This window comes from Clostridium sediminicola (genome assembly GCF_050402865.1).
GTDB classification, from domain to species: Bacteria; Bacillota; Clostridia; order Clostridiales; family Clostridiaceae; genus Clostridium_AF; species Clostridium_AF sediminicola.
The window spans coordinates 1-15,281 of sequence record NZ_BAABMF010000014.1 but is presented as its reverse complement, the minus strand read 5'-3'; the positions used below and the strand labels follow the sequence as shown (position 1 = coordinate 15,281).

14 protein-coding genes and 1 other annotated feature are annotated in these 15,281 nt (G+C 28.9%); of the genes, 2 read left to right on the top strand and 12 right to left on the bottom strand.

The features are described 5' to 3' along the window. Window positions 1–189: 189 nt before the first annotated feature. From tyrS to ACQ3F0_RS18960, 4 genes are all read right to left on the bottom strand, one after another. Window positions 190–1,410, bottom strand: coding sequence for a tyrosine--tRNA ligase (gene tyrS, locus ACQ3F0_RS18975; RefSeq protein ID WP_428867142.1), 1,221 nt, complete (start codon window positions 1,408–1,410; stop codon window positions 190–192). Between the two features lie 253 nt (window positions 1,411–1,663). Then, window positions 1,664–1,929 (bottom strand) — a binding site (T-box leader). Window positions 1,930–2,112: 183 nt separating this feature from the next. Then, window positions 2,113–2,523, bottom strand: a complete 411-nt coding sequence (locus ACQ3F0_RS18970; RefSeq protein WP_428867141.1) for a hypothetical protein — start codon at window positions 2,521–2,523, stop codon at window positions 2,113–2,115. A gap of 140 nt (window positions 2,524–2,663) precedes the next feature. Then, entirely contained in the window at window positions 2,664–3,818 is a 1,155-nt protein-coding gene (locus tag ACQ3F0_RS18965) for an AlbA family DNA-binding domain-containing protein (RefSeq protein WP_428867139.1), read from the bottom strand. A gap of 252 nt (window positions 3,819–4,070) precedes the next feature. Beyond that, the gene (locus ACQ3F0_RS18960; RefSeq protein ID WP_428867137.1) at window positions 4,071–4,622 is read right to left on the bottom strand and encodes an ECF transporter S component; all 552 of its coding nucleotides are present in this window, start codon (window positions 4,620–4,622) and stop codon (window positions 4,071–4,073) included. Window positions 4,623–5,000: 378 nt separating this feature from the next. Here ACQ3F0_RS18960 and yidA point away from each other — a divergent pair, with 378 nt between their 5' ends. Then, window positions 5,001–5,816 (top strand): sugar-phosphatase, encoded by an 816-nt coding sequence (gene yidA / locus ACQ3F0_RS18955; protein WP_428867135.1) that lies wholly within the window; start codon window positions 5,001–5,003, stop codon window positions 5,814–5,816. A 93-nt stretch (window positions 5,817–5,909) separates the two neighbouring features. On the opposite strand, the gene rpsA is transcribed toward yidA, so the two are convergent. The 5 genes from rpsA to ACQ3F0_RS18930 all read right to left on the bottom strand — a co-directional run bounded on the left by rpsA (window position 5,910) and on the right by ACQ3F0_RS18930 (window position 11,848). After that, a complete protein-coding gene (rpsA, locus tag ACQ3F0_RS18950; RefSeq protein WP_428867133.1) occupies window positions 5,910–7,091 on the bottom strand; it encodes a 30S ribosomal protein S1 in 1,182 nt (393 codons plus the stop codon). A 111-nt stretch (window positions 7,092–7,202) separates the two neighbouring features. After that, window positions 7,203–8,660 (bottom strand): 4Fe-4S dicluster domain-containing protein, encoded by a 1,458-nt coding sequence (locus tag ACQ3F0_RS18945; protein ID WP_428867131.1) that lies wholly within the window; start codon window positions 8,658–8,660, stop codon window positions 7,203–7,205. Between the two features lie 14 nt (window positions 8,661–8,674). After that, window positions 8,675–9,850: a SpoIIE family protein phosphatase gene (locus ACQ3F0_RS18940; protein WP_428867129.1), complete on the bottom strand. Its 1,176-nt coding sequence runs from the start codon at window positions 9,848–9,850 to the stop codon at window positions 8,675–8,677. After that, complete coding sequence (locus ACQ3F0_RS18935) at window positions 9,847–11,559, bottom strand: [Fe-Fe] hydrogenase large subunit C-terminal domain-containing protein (RefSeq protein ID WP_428867127.1); 1,713 nt, start codon at window positions 11,557–11,559, stop codon at window positions 9,847–9,849. Before ACQ3F0_RS18935 ends, ACQ3F0_RS18940 begins: the two co-directional genes overlap by 4 nt. A 1-nt stretch (window position 11,560) precedes the next feature. After that, window positions 11,561–11,848 carry a (2Fe-2S) ferredoxin domain-containing protein gene (locus ACQ3F0_RS18930; protein ID WP_428867310.1) on the bottom strand — a complete coding sequence of 96 codons (288 nt, stop codon included), beginning with the start codon at window positions 11,846–11,848 and terminating at the stop codon, window positions 11,561–11,563. A gap of 437 nt (window positions 11,849–12,285) precedes the next feature. Here ACQ3F0_RS18930 and uvsE point away from each other — a divergent pair, with 437 nt between their 5' ends. Continuing rightward, window positions 12,286–13,524, top strand: a complete 1,239-nt coding sequence (uvsE, locus tag ACQ3F0_RS18925; protein ID WP_428867125.1) for a UV DNA damage repair endonuclease UvsE — start codon at window positions 12,286–12,288, stop codon at window positions 13,522–13,524. 101 nt (window positions 13,525–13,625) lie between these two features. Here the strand turns inward: uvsE and ACQ3F0_RS18920 are convergent, their stop codons facing one another. The 3 genes from ACQ3F0_RS18920 to ACQ3F0_RS18910 all read right to left on the bottom strand — a co-directional run bounded on the left by ACQ3F0_RS18920 (window position 13,626) and on the right by ACQ3F0_RS18910 (window position 14,908). Then, on the bottom strand, window positions 13,626–13,754 hold the full coding sequence (locus tag ACQ3F0_RS18920; protein WP_428867123.1) for a hypothetical protein: 129 nt from the start codon (window positions 13,752–13,754) through the stop codon (window positions 13,626–13,628). A 351-nt stretch (window positions 13,755–14,105) separates the two neighbouring features. Then, a complete protein-coding gene (locus ACQ3F0_RS18915) occupies window positions 14,106–14,423 on the bottom strand; it encodes a HesB-like protein (protein WP_428867121.1) in 318 nt (105 codons plus the stop codon). A gap of 92 nt (window positions 14,424–14,515) precedes the next feature. Further along, window positions 14,516–14,908 (bottom strand): hypothetical protein, encoded by a 393-nt coding sequence (locus ACQ3F0_RS18910; protein WP_428867119.1) that lies wholly within the window; start codon window positions 14,906–14,908, stop codon window positions 14,516–14,518. Window positions 14,909–15,281 lie beyond the last annotated feature (373 nt).

The window sequence follows — 15,281 nt, the reverse complement described above, 5'->3', positions numbered from 1 at the left end:
GAATCGAGTCTTTTTGTCAAAGAAAAAGGAATTATTAAATCTTTTTCTTTAATTAAAAACTTTCGTGTCAACGAAAGGTGTAAATAATTGTGCATTGATAAAAAGTTTGCATAAAATAAGGTTTCAAATAAATGCATATAATAGCATTTATTCAAAACCCTTTCTCACATTATTATACTACATTCTTCTCTATTCTACCACGATTTTAAAATGTTTTTTCTTACCTCTTTGAATCATTACCATTCCATCTTTAAAGTCTGCTTCTGTTATAAGAGCAGCAACATCAGTTACTTTTGCTTCATTCAGTTTTAGTCCACCTTGCTCAATCAATCTTCTACCTTCTTTTTTAGAAGGAAAAACTTTCGCTTCAGCAAGAATGTTAATAATTGTATCTCCTAGTTGTTCCTTTGAAATTGTAACAGTAGGAACATTTTTCAAATCAACTCCGCCTCCAAATAATGCTTCTGCAGCTTCTTGTGATTTTTTAGCTTCATCTTCTCCATGAACAAGCTTTGTTACTTCGTAAGCAAGCACTTTCTTTGCTTCATTTATTCTAGATCCTTCTAAAGATGATAATCTTTTAACTTCTTCCATAGGAATAAATGTTAATAACGATAAACACTTTTCTACATCAGCATCTGCAACATTTCTCCAGTATTGATAGAAATCATATGGTGTAGTTTTTTTAGGATCTAGCCATAATGCTCCTTTTTCTGTTTTACCCATTTTTTTGCCTTCACTATTAGTAAGAAGTGTACATGTCATTGCAAAAGCAGGCTTTCTTTCTTTTCTTCTAATTAAATCCATTCCTGCAATCATATTAGACCACTGATCATCTCCACCAAGTTGCATTTGGCAATTATATTTTTGATTCAATACTAAGAAATCATATCCTTGCATTAGCATGTAGTTAAATTCAAGAAAAGATAATCCTTTTTCTAATCTTTGTTTGAAACACTCAGCAGTCAACATTCTATTTACTGAGAAGTGCACTCCAATCTCTCTTAGGAAATTAACATAGTTTAAATCCAAAAGCCAGTTAGCATTATTATCTAATATAGCTTTATCATCAGAAAAGTCAATAAATCTAGAAAGCTGACCTTTTATTTTGTCAACATTACTATCAATTTCTTCTTTTGTCATCATTTTTCTCATATCAGTTTTACCTGATGGATCACCTACCATAACAGTACCTCCACCAACTAAAGCAATTGGTCTATGTCCTGCTTTTTGCATATGTGACATAAACATTATAGCTATAAAATGTCCAACATGTAGACTGTCTGCTGTAGGATCAAAGCCTATATAAAAAGTGATTTTTTCCTTTCCTAAAAGTTCTTTGATTTCTTCTTCATGAGTGGTTTGTTTTATATAACCTCTCTCCATTAACGTATCAAATACATTGTTCATTTATATACACCCCTTTTTTGCGCTATTGAAATAAAAGACGAAACAAGTTGTCGGTTGACAGTGCTCAGTTGTCAGTAAAGGACATCTTTTACTAAAGTGAAAGCTTTTAATTTAAATTTCTTTCCTTTTGCGTTAGCAAAAGTACCTTATTCCAGTTAGTCAACCTAACAAAGGCTTAGTTAAAGATTTTCTGTAAGAAAATCATCCTTTACTGTCAACTATAAATTGTGAAAATAAAAAACGCCCCTTAAAACTAAGGGACGAAAATTTCCGTGGTACCACCCAAATTGATATATTTATATAAAAATATACCCACTTGCTAGGACAGCTTAAAAATAGTAAAGTTATTTTTAAATGATCCTCTTTTCTTTAACGCAGAATTACGTAACAACCTAATAAGCTTTTTGCCTTTCAGAATAAAGCTTAGGAATGTATTTCCACCTATTTCATAATCGACTCACAGCACCGCCGACTCTCTGAGTAATCCAAAGATGTACTTCTTTCCATCATCGCTTTTATACAATATATTAACTATCAAAGATAATTATATACATTTAGATTCAAGATTGCAACTTTTTTTTCATAATAAGAATGGCCGCTTGTAAAAAGCGGCCAATTAAAGTGACTAAGGAATACCTAAAATAACTTTTTCTTTTTTCCCATTAAAGTTTTAAACATTTCAACATTTATCTAAAATTATATTTAAGCAACATATTTTCGTAAATAGGCAGGCAATTCATTTTCGCCATAGTTAACATTTATATAAAAGTCCACATTATATTTTTGGGCTAATTTTTCCATTTTATAAAACAAATGTGCAGCATCCTCCTCTTCGCCTTCAACAATGTTGAATAATCCGTCTATGAACATAGTTTCAATATCATAGTCTTCAGAAAGAATCCCACACAAAAATCCATAAAAATTCATATAGTTATTCAATTCAAAATCTTCAGTAGCTACAAATCTAATTTTTCTATCCAACTGCAAAATTGGTCTTGAGTCATCGTCAATATATACAATATTTCCTTTAGCATCTTTAATCTTTTCATTAGCTAGTTTCAATAGTGATTTTGTTTTACCTATACCTTTTTTGCCGTAAAAAATATTTATCATTTTAACCACCCCTTAAGATTTATTTGGCTTTTTTACTTAATGAATATTATATTACTATTATACAATATTCTGAATATTTTTTCAATAAACGTTTACAGCAGTTCATTAACTGTTAATATCTTTGGTTAGCTATTGAACCATTATTTAAAGTAATTTATACTTGGATAAATTATTTTAAACTGATTCTCACTAATAACATTTAAAAATTTAACTTTGCCATGGTTTGAAAAAGCTTTTCTCATCCTAGTAAATCCTCTGCCACTTTTATTAAACTTATTACTTGTTTCCAACGTTATTAGTTTTTCGTATATCCACATATTTCTTTTTATATAATTATGAGAATTAGTTAATGGTGCTTTTGAGTTCTTTAATAATATACCAGGACTTACAACTGTAATATTCTTATAATCTATTACTACCTCTATCTCTTTATTATATGTAGTATAATCTCTATAAATTACTGCATTTTTTATTCCTTCAAAAACTGCATTTATAGGATACTTCTTTGGAAGAATAGCATTCAGCTTTTCTTCACACTGATTTAAAATACTCAATAAATCTCCTTGTATAAAATATATTTCATTAAAGTTATTATTTACCTTATTAACTAATCTAATCATATTATTAGGCAAATACCAAAAATTTATACGTGAAAAAACTAATAAACCACCCATAGTACATCTAAATTCTTTTTCTGAACTTTCTCTAGTTATAATCCCAGCTGAACTCATCAATATTTCTTTATTGTCTTCATTAATTTCAACATTGTGTTTTTTAAAATATTTTTTTACCAATTGCATATCTAAGTCATTTAAACCACTTTTTATCATAGGGCACAGTTCTGCATCCAAACTTAAGTTATCTTGCATTGCTGATATAATTTCACCTTTTCTCATAGTATCTGTAGTAGAACCTCTTCTAATATAAAACGATCCGTTTTCTCTGAATTGATAAGGCTTTTGATCACTTTGATAAATGGTAATAACCCCTATTTTTTTAGATTCATAACTAATTATTTCAAAACTCACTGGAACAGGTGGATCAATTCTTGAAGATATTACTTGCTGAATTTGTTCTTCACTAAAATCACTTTGTTCTATTCCTACAATTCTCTTAGTTTTATCCTCAACACCTATAATAAGGTATCCTCTTCCCCCTCTTGAATTGGCAAGAGCACATATATCTTTAGCAAATTCTTTTTTAGAACTTTCAGTAGAAAAATCTAGTTTTAATTTAAAATCTTGTTTCACATTTTCTTCATTTCCTAATAATTTTTTAAGTTTCTTAATATCCAAATTAAAACCTCCAGTTTATGTGCTCATTAAATATATATAATACTTCGTAAGTTTATATATATAAGTATCATTAGTAAACCTAATTTGATATTTTCTCTTTTTATAGAATATTATAACAAACCTTATAATATTCTTAAGTATATTATAAGACAAATATATTTAACACACTATAGTTAATTTAAAAAGCTGTTGACAAATTATGTTTGTCAACAGCCTAAGCTACCAAAAGGAAGCGTTTTATTTATTATAAATTTATAATCTTATTTTAGCTTTTAGTATCGTACTTAATGGTAATGCAATTACAATTGCAGCAGTTCCTTGTCCTATATTTCCAATAACGTCTTTAGCCGCAATAGCAACTGCTGATGCTAACGTAGGTGATTCCATTGTAACTTTGGCTAAAATTATTCCAGTTACAAAGTAACCACAAATCATCCAAATAGATGCTATGATAAATGAAAATAAGTTATTAAATATATTCTGACCTTGGTATTCTTTTCTAAATGCTATAGAACCAACAATAAATGCCATTGTCGCTTTTATTATAAAGGTGAATGGTGCCCACATAACGTATCCACTCAATAAATCAAAAAGTGTCATGCCAATAGCAGCTGATATAGCCCCATTTCTCTTTCCAAGTAATATTGCGCCCAACAACACCATACTATCACCAAGATGAACAACACCCATAAATGTCTTCAAATTTATCATTGATGTAGCTACATATGTAATAGCTGCCATAATCCCAACATAAACAACAGTCTTAGTATCAATATTTGATGCATTTTGTAGTTTTCTCTCCATATCAAATCCCTCTCTTATTTATATTAGTAAGTATTTGTAAATGAATTATACACAGCTAAACTACTGTAACTTTTTATTGATAACTTAAAAAGTTACAAGTTTAATCACTCACAAATATATACTTGTTTCTTATTTAATATAATTATATATATAACTATATTCTAAGGTCAAATGTATCGATACACTTCCTTTTTTTTATTTATTTTCGCAGTATACGATTACTTCAATAATCTTCTATTGCATTGAATCACAATTTAATGTAAATTGGTTATGAACTTATTAAATTTTTACTAATAAATAGATAAATTGATTATTTATTGTGTATTTTTAAAGAACTTTATTTAAACTGGGACAAAAATAATCCATGGTGGTGATATTATGTATAAATTAATAGCTTTAGATATGGACGGAACATTACTAAACGAAAATAGGGAAATATCAAAAAAGAATTTAAAATCAATACGAATCGCAATTGAGAATGGAATCAAAGTTGTTTTAGCTACAGGAAGACCTTTAAAGGGAATAGAAAATTTTCTTAAAGAACTTGATTTAATTGACAATGATAACTTTTCAGTATCTTTTAACGGTGCTCTAGTTCAAAATAACACAACTGGTGCAGTTTTAAGTAGAAATATTCTTACACATGATGATGTTAAATACCTTTATAATTTAAGTAAGATATTAAATGTTAATAGACATGCATTAACAAAAGATTCTGTACTAACTACTACTCATAACCCATATACTGATATTGAGTCAAATATAAACGGGATACCAATATATATTACAGACTTAAATAATCTTGATCCTTCAGCTGAAATCATTAAATTCATGTTTGTAGATGATCCTAATGTTTTAGATGAAGTTATTAAAAAATTACCTAAAGAAGTTTACGAAAAATATACTGTTGTGCGAAGTGCTACTTATTTTTTAGAATTTTTACATCCAGTAGCTAATAAAGGTGCTGGTGTGAAAGCTATAGCTAAAGAGTTAAATATTAAATCTAATGAAATTATTTGTGTAGGAGATGCGGGTAATGATATTCATATGCTCCAATATGCAGGATTAGGTGTTGCAATGGGAAATGCCTTCGATGAGGTTAAAGAAATTGCTGACTATATTACTAAATCGAATTCCGAAGATGGCGTTGCTCATGTTATAAATGAATTTATTTTGAAAAATAAAATAGCATAAAAACTATTACCAAAAACATTTAATAATTCTTAAAAAAAGGTCAGATTTAAGAATAACTTGTGTTAATCCTTAAATCTGACCTTTTTACTTTTATTACTTAAATAAATCTTTTAATTTGTCTCCGAATAAATCTCCTAAAGTTGTTCCACTATCTTCTTGGTTTTGTTCTTGTAGGAATTCTTGGTATTCTCCTGGCACTTCATCTGCTGCTTCTTTTATACTTAGGCTAATTTTACCGCCTTCTTTGTCTACTCCAAGTACTTTAACTTTTACATTATCACCAGTACTTAATTTTTCTGAAGGATCAGCTATTCTATCTTCACAAATTTGTGAAATATGTACTAAACCTTCAACACCTGGTTTTATTTGAACAAAAGCACCGAATTTAAGAAGTTTTATAACTTTACCATCTAAAATATCATTTTCTTTGATATCTTCCATTGCTTTTTTACGTGGATCTTCTTTTACATCTTTCAAGCTAAGAGATATTTTACCTGTTTCATTGTCAAAGTCAAGTACGAATACTTCTACTTTATCTCCTACAGAAACTATATCTTCAACTTTTTTTACTCTATCCCAAGATAATTGAGTAATATGGATTAAACCATCAACTCCTCCAAGATTAACAAAAGCACCAAATTTTGCTATTCTTGTAACAGTTCCGGCTCTTTTTTCACCTTTTACTAAAGAAGCCCAAGTTTCTTTTTTCTTTACATCTAATTCAGCTTGCTCTATAACTTTTCTTGATAGTATTACTCTATTTTTTTCTTTATCAACTTCAATAACTTTCACTTCTAAAGTTTTCCCTACGAAAGTTTTTAAATCCTTAATAAAGTTTACTGAAAGTTGAGATGCAGGTACAAAAGCTCTTATTCCTTTAATTGAAGTAACAACTCCACCTTTTACAGCTTCTTTAATTTCAACTTCAAAAGTATTTTCGCTACCTACAGCATTTTCTATTTCATCCCATGCTTTAATCGCTTCAGCTCTCTTTTGAGATAACAAAACATTGCCTTCTCCGTTATTAACTTTTATAACGTAAACTTCAATTTCATCTCCTGCATTAACTTTTTCTGCAGGACTAACTTCTGGGTCACCTGTTAATTCTGTACTATTTATGATTCCGTCTGAAATGTATCCAACATTAACCAAAACTTCATTTTCAGATGCTGAAATTACCTTTCCAGTAACTACATCACCTGCATGTATTGGTTCCATTGACTTTTCGATTTCACTCATCATTTCATTCATTGTATTTAAATTCTCTTCTGACACTTATATCTCTCCCTCTTAAATTATTCGTTCATACTCATACATTTAGTATTATACCACAATATAGCTTGTTTTAAAAAAGGTTTCCAATAATATTCTTGGAAACCTTTGATTTTATTTTCTTTTAAAATTAATATCTTTCAAATCAAGCACTCTTAGCGAATTAATTATATTCTTTTCATGAGCTAAGTTACCGTATTTATCTACTTCAGTTTTATCTTTAGTTCCATGACTTAGTGAAGCAGCTCCTCCTATACATCCTCCAGAACATGCCATTCCTTCAATAAAATTACCCTTACTTTTATTTACCTTCGCCATTTTCAAAGCAATATCACACGCTTTCAGGCCATCACAAACTATAGGTTTAAATTCCACATCTATATTTTGTTCTTCTATGATATGTTTAATAGATTCTGTAACTCCACCAGACCTTGCAAATATTCTGCCAAAGAATGAAGCATTATTTAACTTTCCTTCTTCACACTCTTCAACATTAATATCCATTGCATCCAACATTGCTTGAAGTTCTTCAAAAGTCATTACAAAATCAGTAAATCCTTTTAGTTCTTCTTGTTGAATCTCCATTTTCTTCGCTGTACATGGACCAATAAATACAACTTTTGCTTCTGGTTCAATATTTTTAATCAGTTTTGATATAGCAATCATTGGTGAAACAGAACTAGATATATTACCTTCTAGTGTAGGATAATTTTTCTTAATATGTGCTACAAATGCAGGACAACATGATGTAGTCATAAATTCTTTTTCATCTAAAACTTCCTTAAATTCCTTTGCTTCATTTAATGCAATTATATCAGCACCCAAAGCAGCCTCAACAACGTCATGAAAGCCAATTTTTTTGATACCAGTAACTATTTGTCCAATTTTCGTAGATGTAAATTGACTTGATATTGCAGGGGCTATCACCGCATATACCTTTAATTTATTATCAATTTTAGATTTCTTTAATAACTCTATTATTTCACAAACATAAGATTTATCTTCTATAGCTCCAAATGGACATTGATATACACAAGCTCCACATTGAATACATTTGTCGTTATCAATTGAAGCTTTCTTTTTGTTATCTATAGAAATTGCATTTACCCCACATGCCTTTACACACGGTCTTCTAACATCTGAAATTGCATCGTAAGGACATACGCTTTTACATTTACCACACTCAATACACAATTTAGGATTTATATAAGCCCTTTGACCTACATGAGTTATTGCATTAACTGGACATATATCCATACATTTATGAGCTATACATCCTCTACAAGCCTCTGTAACAGTAAATCTATTTATTGGACATTCATCACATGCAGAATTTAATACCTCTATTACATTGCTATTAGTTTTATCTCCACCTCTAGCTAGCTTTACTCTATCTTTAGTAATAGCTCTCTCTTTGTAAATACAGCACCTCATTCTAGGTGACTCTTCATTAACTATCATTTCAGGAATATTTTCAAATTTACCTTCATCAGGATCTTCAATTGCAACTTTACAAACTTCTTTTAGAATTCTATACTTTAATAATTGCACGTTACTTTCAAATTTTCTCATTGTCTCTGCGCCCCTTAATCTAAATATGTTACCTTTACCTCTTTACCTAATTCTTCTAATAACTTTGCTAATTCCCGAATTATTTTCAATTTAATATTTAAACCCATAGGGAAATCTGGGTTTTGGTGAGCTGGATTAACTGCCTTTCCTACCCACATATGAATATGTGTACAATTGTTTATCAAACAATCAGCTAATTTTGTTGCTCCATCTATACTTTCAAATCTATACTTTAAAGGATTTTCAGCATAGTACTCTTTATATCCTTTTATAATTTGTACTGTTTTTGAAAGAGTAAGAACACCTTCTGTTACCAAGTCAATACCTTGAATCTCTGCAATAGGAGGTACCTCTAAACCAATAGTATTCATATCCACTTCCAATTTTTCATCTAATTCTCTAGCAACAATATTTGCAGTAGTCCCACCACATACTATTTTTTTACCCTTGCATTTCATAAATCTTCTTATTACCCATTCATCGTCATCACTATCTTTAGGAGGTCCTGCTAGTAAATCAAGATACTCCGGTTCTCTCATCTTTATTGTCAAAACAGTCGTATCATCACCTGGTTTATTTTGGTATAGATCATTGCATGTTTCTAATAACTCTCTTGTTAAGTTAAATGCTGTAAGATTGTAGCTTTCTAGTTTCTCCATAAATTCAACAATATTTTGCCATTGCCATCCTAAATTTAATAGTCTTCCTACTCCAGCATGTATTGCTCCATCACTAAAGATTGTCAAATAATCATTAGGTTCCATTTTAAATGAACTTTTAAAAATTAGTTTTCCGTCTAATTCTACTGAAGTTTTATCTATATCAATACATTTATCTCTGCACATCATTACGAATGGTGGATTATCATATTCAATTACTTCTATCTCTCCATTCTTTCTAACTTGTATAATAGTAAATGTAGAATATGCAATTTCTCTTACACTGCATATAGGCAAAGTATGAGCAATTGTGTCCACAGTTTCTTCAAGTGTAGCGCCTTCCTTAAGCATTGTAACAGCAATTTTCGAGGTTAATGTTGCCAATATATTAGCTTTTACACCACTACCTAAACCATCTGCTAAAACTATTATCATGCCATCTTTTGTTCTTTCTATCTCAACATGATCTCCACATAGCTCTTCACCATGTTTATTTAAACTCTCATAGCAAAAATCTATGAAATAGTTCATAAATTATCACCATCTTCACTAGACATAAGTTTCTTTAATTTAGTTAATGTAACTTTAGTTTCCGCAGTTGTCTCTCCGAGTAAACTTGCAATCTCCTGAGCAACTCGCATCTGTTTCTCAATTACCTTTTGAGCTGCATCCATAGTTTCTTGTTTCATTACACCTAATTGTTTTTTTCTTTTTTCTTCTAATGAGATATCACTCATTATCATCATAAATATTTTTTCTTCTTCTAAATAAATAATATTTTCTCTAATAGAAACACCATACTGGAAATAATGAACCGTTTTTCCAAATATATTTTTTTTACTCTCATGTGCTTCTATGATATTATCATCATTTAATAATGTTAATATGTTTTTTTCTTTAAAACTATTTTTATTTAGCATGAAAATTCTTTCAGCAGTAGGATTATACTCCTTTATTATAAGATTCTCATCAAATAAAAATATAGCATTGGGTGTATGCTCAAATATTATATTTGTCATGCTTTCAGCTTTACTTCTCATATAAGGAACACACATTGACATCTCAGACATACCAGATAAAACTGCTATTGCCTTTTCTTTACATGTATCATAACCACAAGCTCCACAGTTCAATTCATCACTCTTCTGGAACTTGCCCATTTGCCTCATTATATCAAATATTTCCTCTTCATCATACTCTTTCTGAGTTATTTCATTATTAGTGAATTTTTGTTTCAAATCAATGTTTGATGATACCTTCATATCTACTTCTTTGCCAGTACAACTTTCGGAATATTTTCTAACTCTATTTCTTCTTACAAACAAACCTTTTTGATCCTTAGGATTTCCAGGTCCACCAATACATCCACCTATACAAGCATTCATTTCAACACAAACATTCTTTAAATTTCCTTCATCTATTTCATTCAACAACTCTCTACATTTACCCAATCCATCTACTTTTATCATAAAATACTCATCTTTTTTACTAATATCAAGTTGCGATATTATTGATCCAATTAATGGGTATGAACGTCCATTTTCTGAACTTTGCTTATCAAAATTTGTTGGCTTTAGTTCATTTAAATTAATATTTTCTTCTTCTAGCCATTGACTTAATTCCTCAAAAGTAATAACTGCATCTACTGAATCTTCATTATCTTTTGCTTCATATTTTTTTGATATACACGGACCAATGAAAACTACTTTTGCATCTTCGCCGTATTCATCTTTAATCATTTTACCATGAGCAACCATAGGGGATACTACTGGTAGCATATACTTTATTAGTGATGGATAATACTTTTCTATCAAATAATTCGTTGAAGGACAGCAAGTAGTTATAATACTTTCAGGTTTATTTTCATTAATATATCGATTATATTCTTTTGATACAACCTCTGCCCCTATAGCAGTTTCTTCTACAGCAAAGAAACCTATTTTCTTTAGCCCAGTTACTAACTGTTCTCCTTGTTCAACTAAAAAACTTCCAATAAACGAAGGAGCTATACTTACAACCACCTTATCCCCATTATTTATATAATCCTTAACTATTTCCATATCACTTTTTATATATCTAGCCTCTTGAGGACAAACTACTAAACATTGTCCACAAGCAATACATTTATCCTCCATAATTTCTGCTTTATCATCGAGAATTTTTATTGCCTTTACATGGCAAGATCGTAAACATTTATAACAATTTTTACAGTTTTGGCTATGAAAATTTATAAATTGCATTTTATAGCCTCCTTAGTATCTCTTTCTCAAAAAACTCGTTTACCTTATCTTTGTTTACTGAAAAGTAATTATCCTCATCTATTCTAACGGATACAGATTGAGTGCATTTTCCTAAACAAAATGCAGCTTTAATTGTAACTGAGTCTTCAAGTTTATTTTCTTCAACTAAATCAGTTATTTGCTTTATAACATCATAAGATCCTTTTAAGTGACACGAACTTCCTATACAAACGTAAACAACCATTTCTTTTTCCTCCCCTTTGTTAAATAACGAAAAAAGCTTCGTAATTTATAGTTATAAATTCTAAGTTTACTGCTTACACCTTACAACTAATTCCTATTTCCTCTCTCCATATTACTATATTGTTAATTATTTATCAATATATCATTGTTATTTTCATACTATTTATTTCATTTATTAATTTCAAGTATATCATGGTTAAACTATAAAAGTAAGTTGAACTAAATTACTTTTGTAGGATAAGAATATAAAAAATTTCAAAATTAAAAAGAATATATTCCCCTTGACACACAATTAAAACAATAATATAATTTAGTAGCATGCGTAAAGGTTGATATTAGTCTTTAATTTTAAAGACTTTCTGATTTTTGAAATTTTTAGCGAATTTATTAAACAGATACTGTTTGATAAGTTCGCTTTTTATTTTTAATATATACAGTTATTAATTTACGTAATAGTTATCTTTAATACGGTGGTGGATTAATATGAAAATAGGATATGCTTGCATTTCTTTAGGAAGTGGATATAAAACCACGAGACGTCTAACATTAAAAAACTTTTCAAAGCAAAATTTTAGAGATACAGCTTTATTAAATCTAATTGATTTTAAAAAAATTCTTCAATATAACATTGATAATAATCTATTTATATTCAGAATAAGTTCTGATATTATTCCTTTTGCATCTCATACAATAAATAACTTTCAATGGTGGAATTCATTTGAAAATGAATTAAAAGATATTGGTGATTTTATAAAATCCCATAACATCAGGGTTTCAATGCATCCTGGACAATATACTGTTTTGAATTCACCTAAAGAAAACGTAGTCCAAAATAGCATAAAAGATATAGAATACCATACGAAATTTTTAGATAGTCTCCAATTAGATTATTCACATAAATTAATCCTTCATATTGGTGGTATTTATGGAAATAAACCCGAAGCGCTCAAACGATTTATAAATAATTTTAGTAGATTATCATTAAGTGCTCAAAAAAGATTAACTATTGAAAATGATGATAAATTATTCACTCTAGAAGATGTTATTTACGTAAGTAATAAAATCAAAATACCTGTTATTTTTGATAATCTACATCATAAATGTAATCCCTCATTAGAAAACAAAAATATTATAGATATTCTTAATATAGTGGAGAAAACTTGGAGTAGAGAAGATGGTGCTGTAAAGATACATTACTCTCAGCAAAACTCCAATAAGCGGACTGGTGCTCATTCTACCTATATAAATCTTAAATCCTTTATGAATTTTTACCACTCTATAGAGGACTTTGATATTGATATAATGTTAGAAGTAAAAGATAAAGATATATCAGCAATTAAATGTTCCAATACTATTTTTTCCAATAACGACCTAGATTTAATAAAATCTCAATTTGAGAACTATAAATATACTATTAAAGAAAAAAGCTATTACATGTATAGTAACATCGAAAATCAAATTTCTAAAACTATTTGTTTCTATGATTTTTACAATATAATAGATTCTCTACTAGCCAATCCTTATGATTCGCTAAGCACAAGAAAAGTTTTAAATGAAATTATATATTTATTTTATGATATTGCTTCTTCAAGAGATAAAAATTACCTTGAAAAATTATCTATTGAGAATACTGATTATTCCAAAATAAAAGAAAAACTATCTAGGCTTTCTACTAAATACAATATTAAAAGTTTGCTCAGTAGCTATTACTTTTATTATTAGTTTACCAAAGCTTCAAATAATATTGATAGTATGGAATTTTAAATTATTAAAGCCTTAAAACAAAAGGAAAAGGAGTTATATAAACTCCTTTTCCTTATAAGTTAGCTACAGCTTCCACCACAGCTATCACAGCCACCATTATCAGCTTGATTTATTGGAGCCACTTTAAAACCTGTACCCATAAACTCTATTTTAATGTCTCCAAAGTTATTAAATAAGTCATCTTCCATAACAAATTTAATTCCAGTAGATTCATCTATAAAATCATTATCTTTTTGCTCATCCAGAGCAAGGCCAAAACTTGGGCCTGATCATCCCATGCCAGCTACAAAGATTCTAATGTTCTCAGGTGCTCCCTCTTGACGGTTATCAACAGCAGCCTTAATAGCTTCAATTGATTTTTCATCAGCAATTACATTCATGTTCATTATTTTCACCACCTTTTTTCACCTTTTTTGATTATAACACATTTACCCCTAAAAGGTATATTTTTTGCAATTTTTTTTATATATATACTAAAAAAAATCACATAATTCAAAATACATTAAGTTTTTGATGTGAATAATTATAAAATTACACATTTAATGGCATCCTCCACCACATGATCCACAGCCATTTGCACCTTCTATAGGTTTTACTGGTGAAACTTTATACCCTTCTCCAATCAATTCTATTTGGAAATCACCATAGTTTTCATATAAATCATTTGCTATTATAAATTTTATATCTCTAGTTTCATCTACTACGTCATTATCTTCAAATTTATCTATTGACAACCCAAAGGTAGGGCCGCAACATCCTACTCCTGCCATAAATATTCTCACTGGAACTGTGTTTTCTCTATTTTGTAAAGCTTCTTCTATGGCACTGTATGTGTTTTTGTCAATTTTAATATTCATCTAAAATCACCACCTTATATATTCAATACAGTTTATCTATATATACATGGTAAACCTTACAAGAATAATTGTCAATAGATATTTATTATTACTTAAGTTAACTCATTCATTTTTTCCTCTCTTTTTTCTTGCTTTTCCTTCAATATATTTAAATCTTGCATATCCATTGTCTCAAGATTATTTTCAATATAACCTTCTGTTGAAGCATAATTTTTTAATAAATTATCATAATCATTGTTCTCTAAATTTCCACCATAAACTACTCTATTTTTCAACTCTTCTATATTCTTTTTTCTATCTTTCTGAACCTCTTTTGCATGTTCAATACTTTCTGGTTTACTTATATCTGAGTGTTGTTCAAGATGCCTTTCAGTTCTTGCATAAGCTTCTGTAGTATTTATTATTTCGTCTATTCGATTAGCATTCTCTATCTTCTCGTTCATTTTATCAATTCTACTTTGAAGATTATCTTTTGATTTACTCATAATATCCTCCTTCAAATTTTTTTATCTTTTTTATTTTTTGTAATTTCCATAGTTTAATACCTCAAAATACTTTCCAATTAAAATTTTTAATAAAAAAATAAATAGCCATCTCCTTTTTCACTTCAGGATATGGCTATTTACCAAATTCTAATTCAAATTGAAACACATTTTCTTCTATTCAAAACATTCCTTTCTTACTAGCTAAAACATTTCTTAAATCTTAAATCTTAAATCTTAAATCTTAATTCTTAATTCTTAATTCTTAATTCTTAATTCTTAATTCTTAATTCTTAATTCTTAATTCTTAATTCTTAATTCTTAATTCTTAATTCTTAATTCTTAATTCTTAATTCTTAATTCTTAATTCTTAATT

Coding starts and splice junctions, on each gene's coding strand:
- tyrS (WP_428867142.1), bottom strand. CDS start 1,410: ATGAACAATGTATTTGATACGTTAATGGAGAGAGGTTATATAAAACAA.
- ACQ3F0_RS18970 (WP_428867141.1), bottom strand. CDS start 2,523: ATGATAAATATTTTTTACGGCAAAAAAGGTATAGGTAAAACAAAATCA.
- ACQ3F0_RS18960 (WP_428867137.1), bottom strand. CDS start 4,622: ATGGAGAGAAAACTACAAAATGCATCAAATATTGATACTAAGACTGTT.
- yidA (WP_428867135.1), top strand. CDS start 5,001: ATGTATAAATTAATAGCTTTAGATATGGACGGAACATTACTAAACGAA.
- ACQ3F0_RS18945 (WP_428867131.1), bottom strand. CDS start 8,660: ATGAGAAAATTTGAAAGTAACGTGCAATTATTAAAGTATAGAATTCTA.
- ACQ3F0_RS18940 (WP_428867129.1), bottom strand. CDS start 9,850: ATGAACTATTTCATAGATTTTTGCTATGAGAGTTTAAATAAACATGGT.
- ACQ3F0_RS18935 (WP_428867127.1), bottom strand. CDS start 11,559: ATGCAATTTATAAATTTTCATAGCCAAAACTGTAAAAATTGTTATAAA.
- uvsE (WP_428867125.1), top strand. CDS start 12,286: ATGAAAATAGGATATGCTTGCATTTCTTTAGGAAGTGGATATAAAACC.
- ACQ3F0_RS18920 (WP_428867123.1), bottom strand. CDS start 13,754: ATGGAAGATGACTTATTTAATAACTTTGGAGACATTAAAATAGAGTTT.
- ACQ3F0_RS18915 (WP_428867121.1), bottom strand. CDS start 14,423: ATGAATATTAAAATTGACAAAAACACATACAGTGCCATAGAAGAAGCT.
- ACQ3F0_RS18910 (WP_428867119.1), bottom strand. CDS start 14,908: ATGAGTAAATCAAAAGATAATCTTCAAAGTAGAATTGATAAAATGAAC.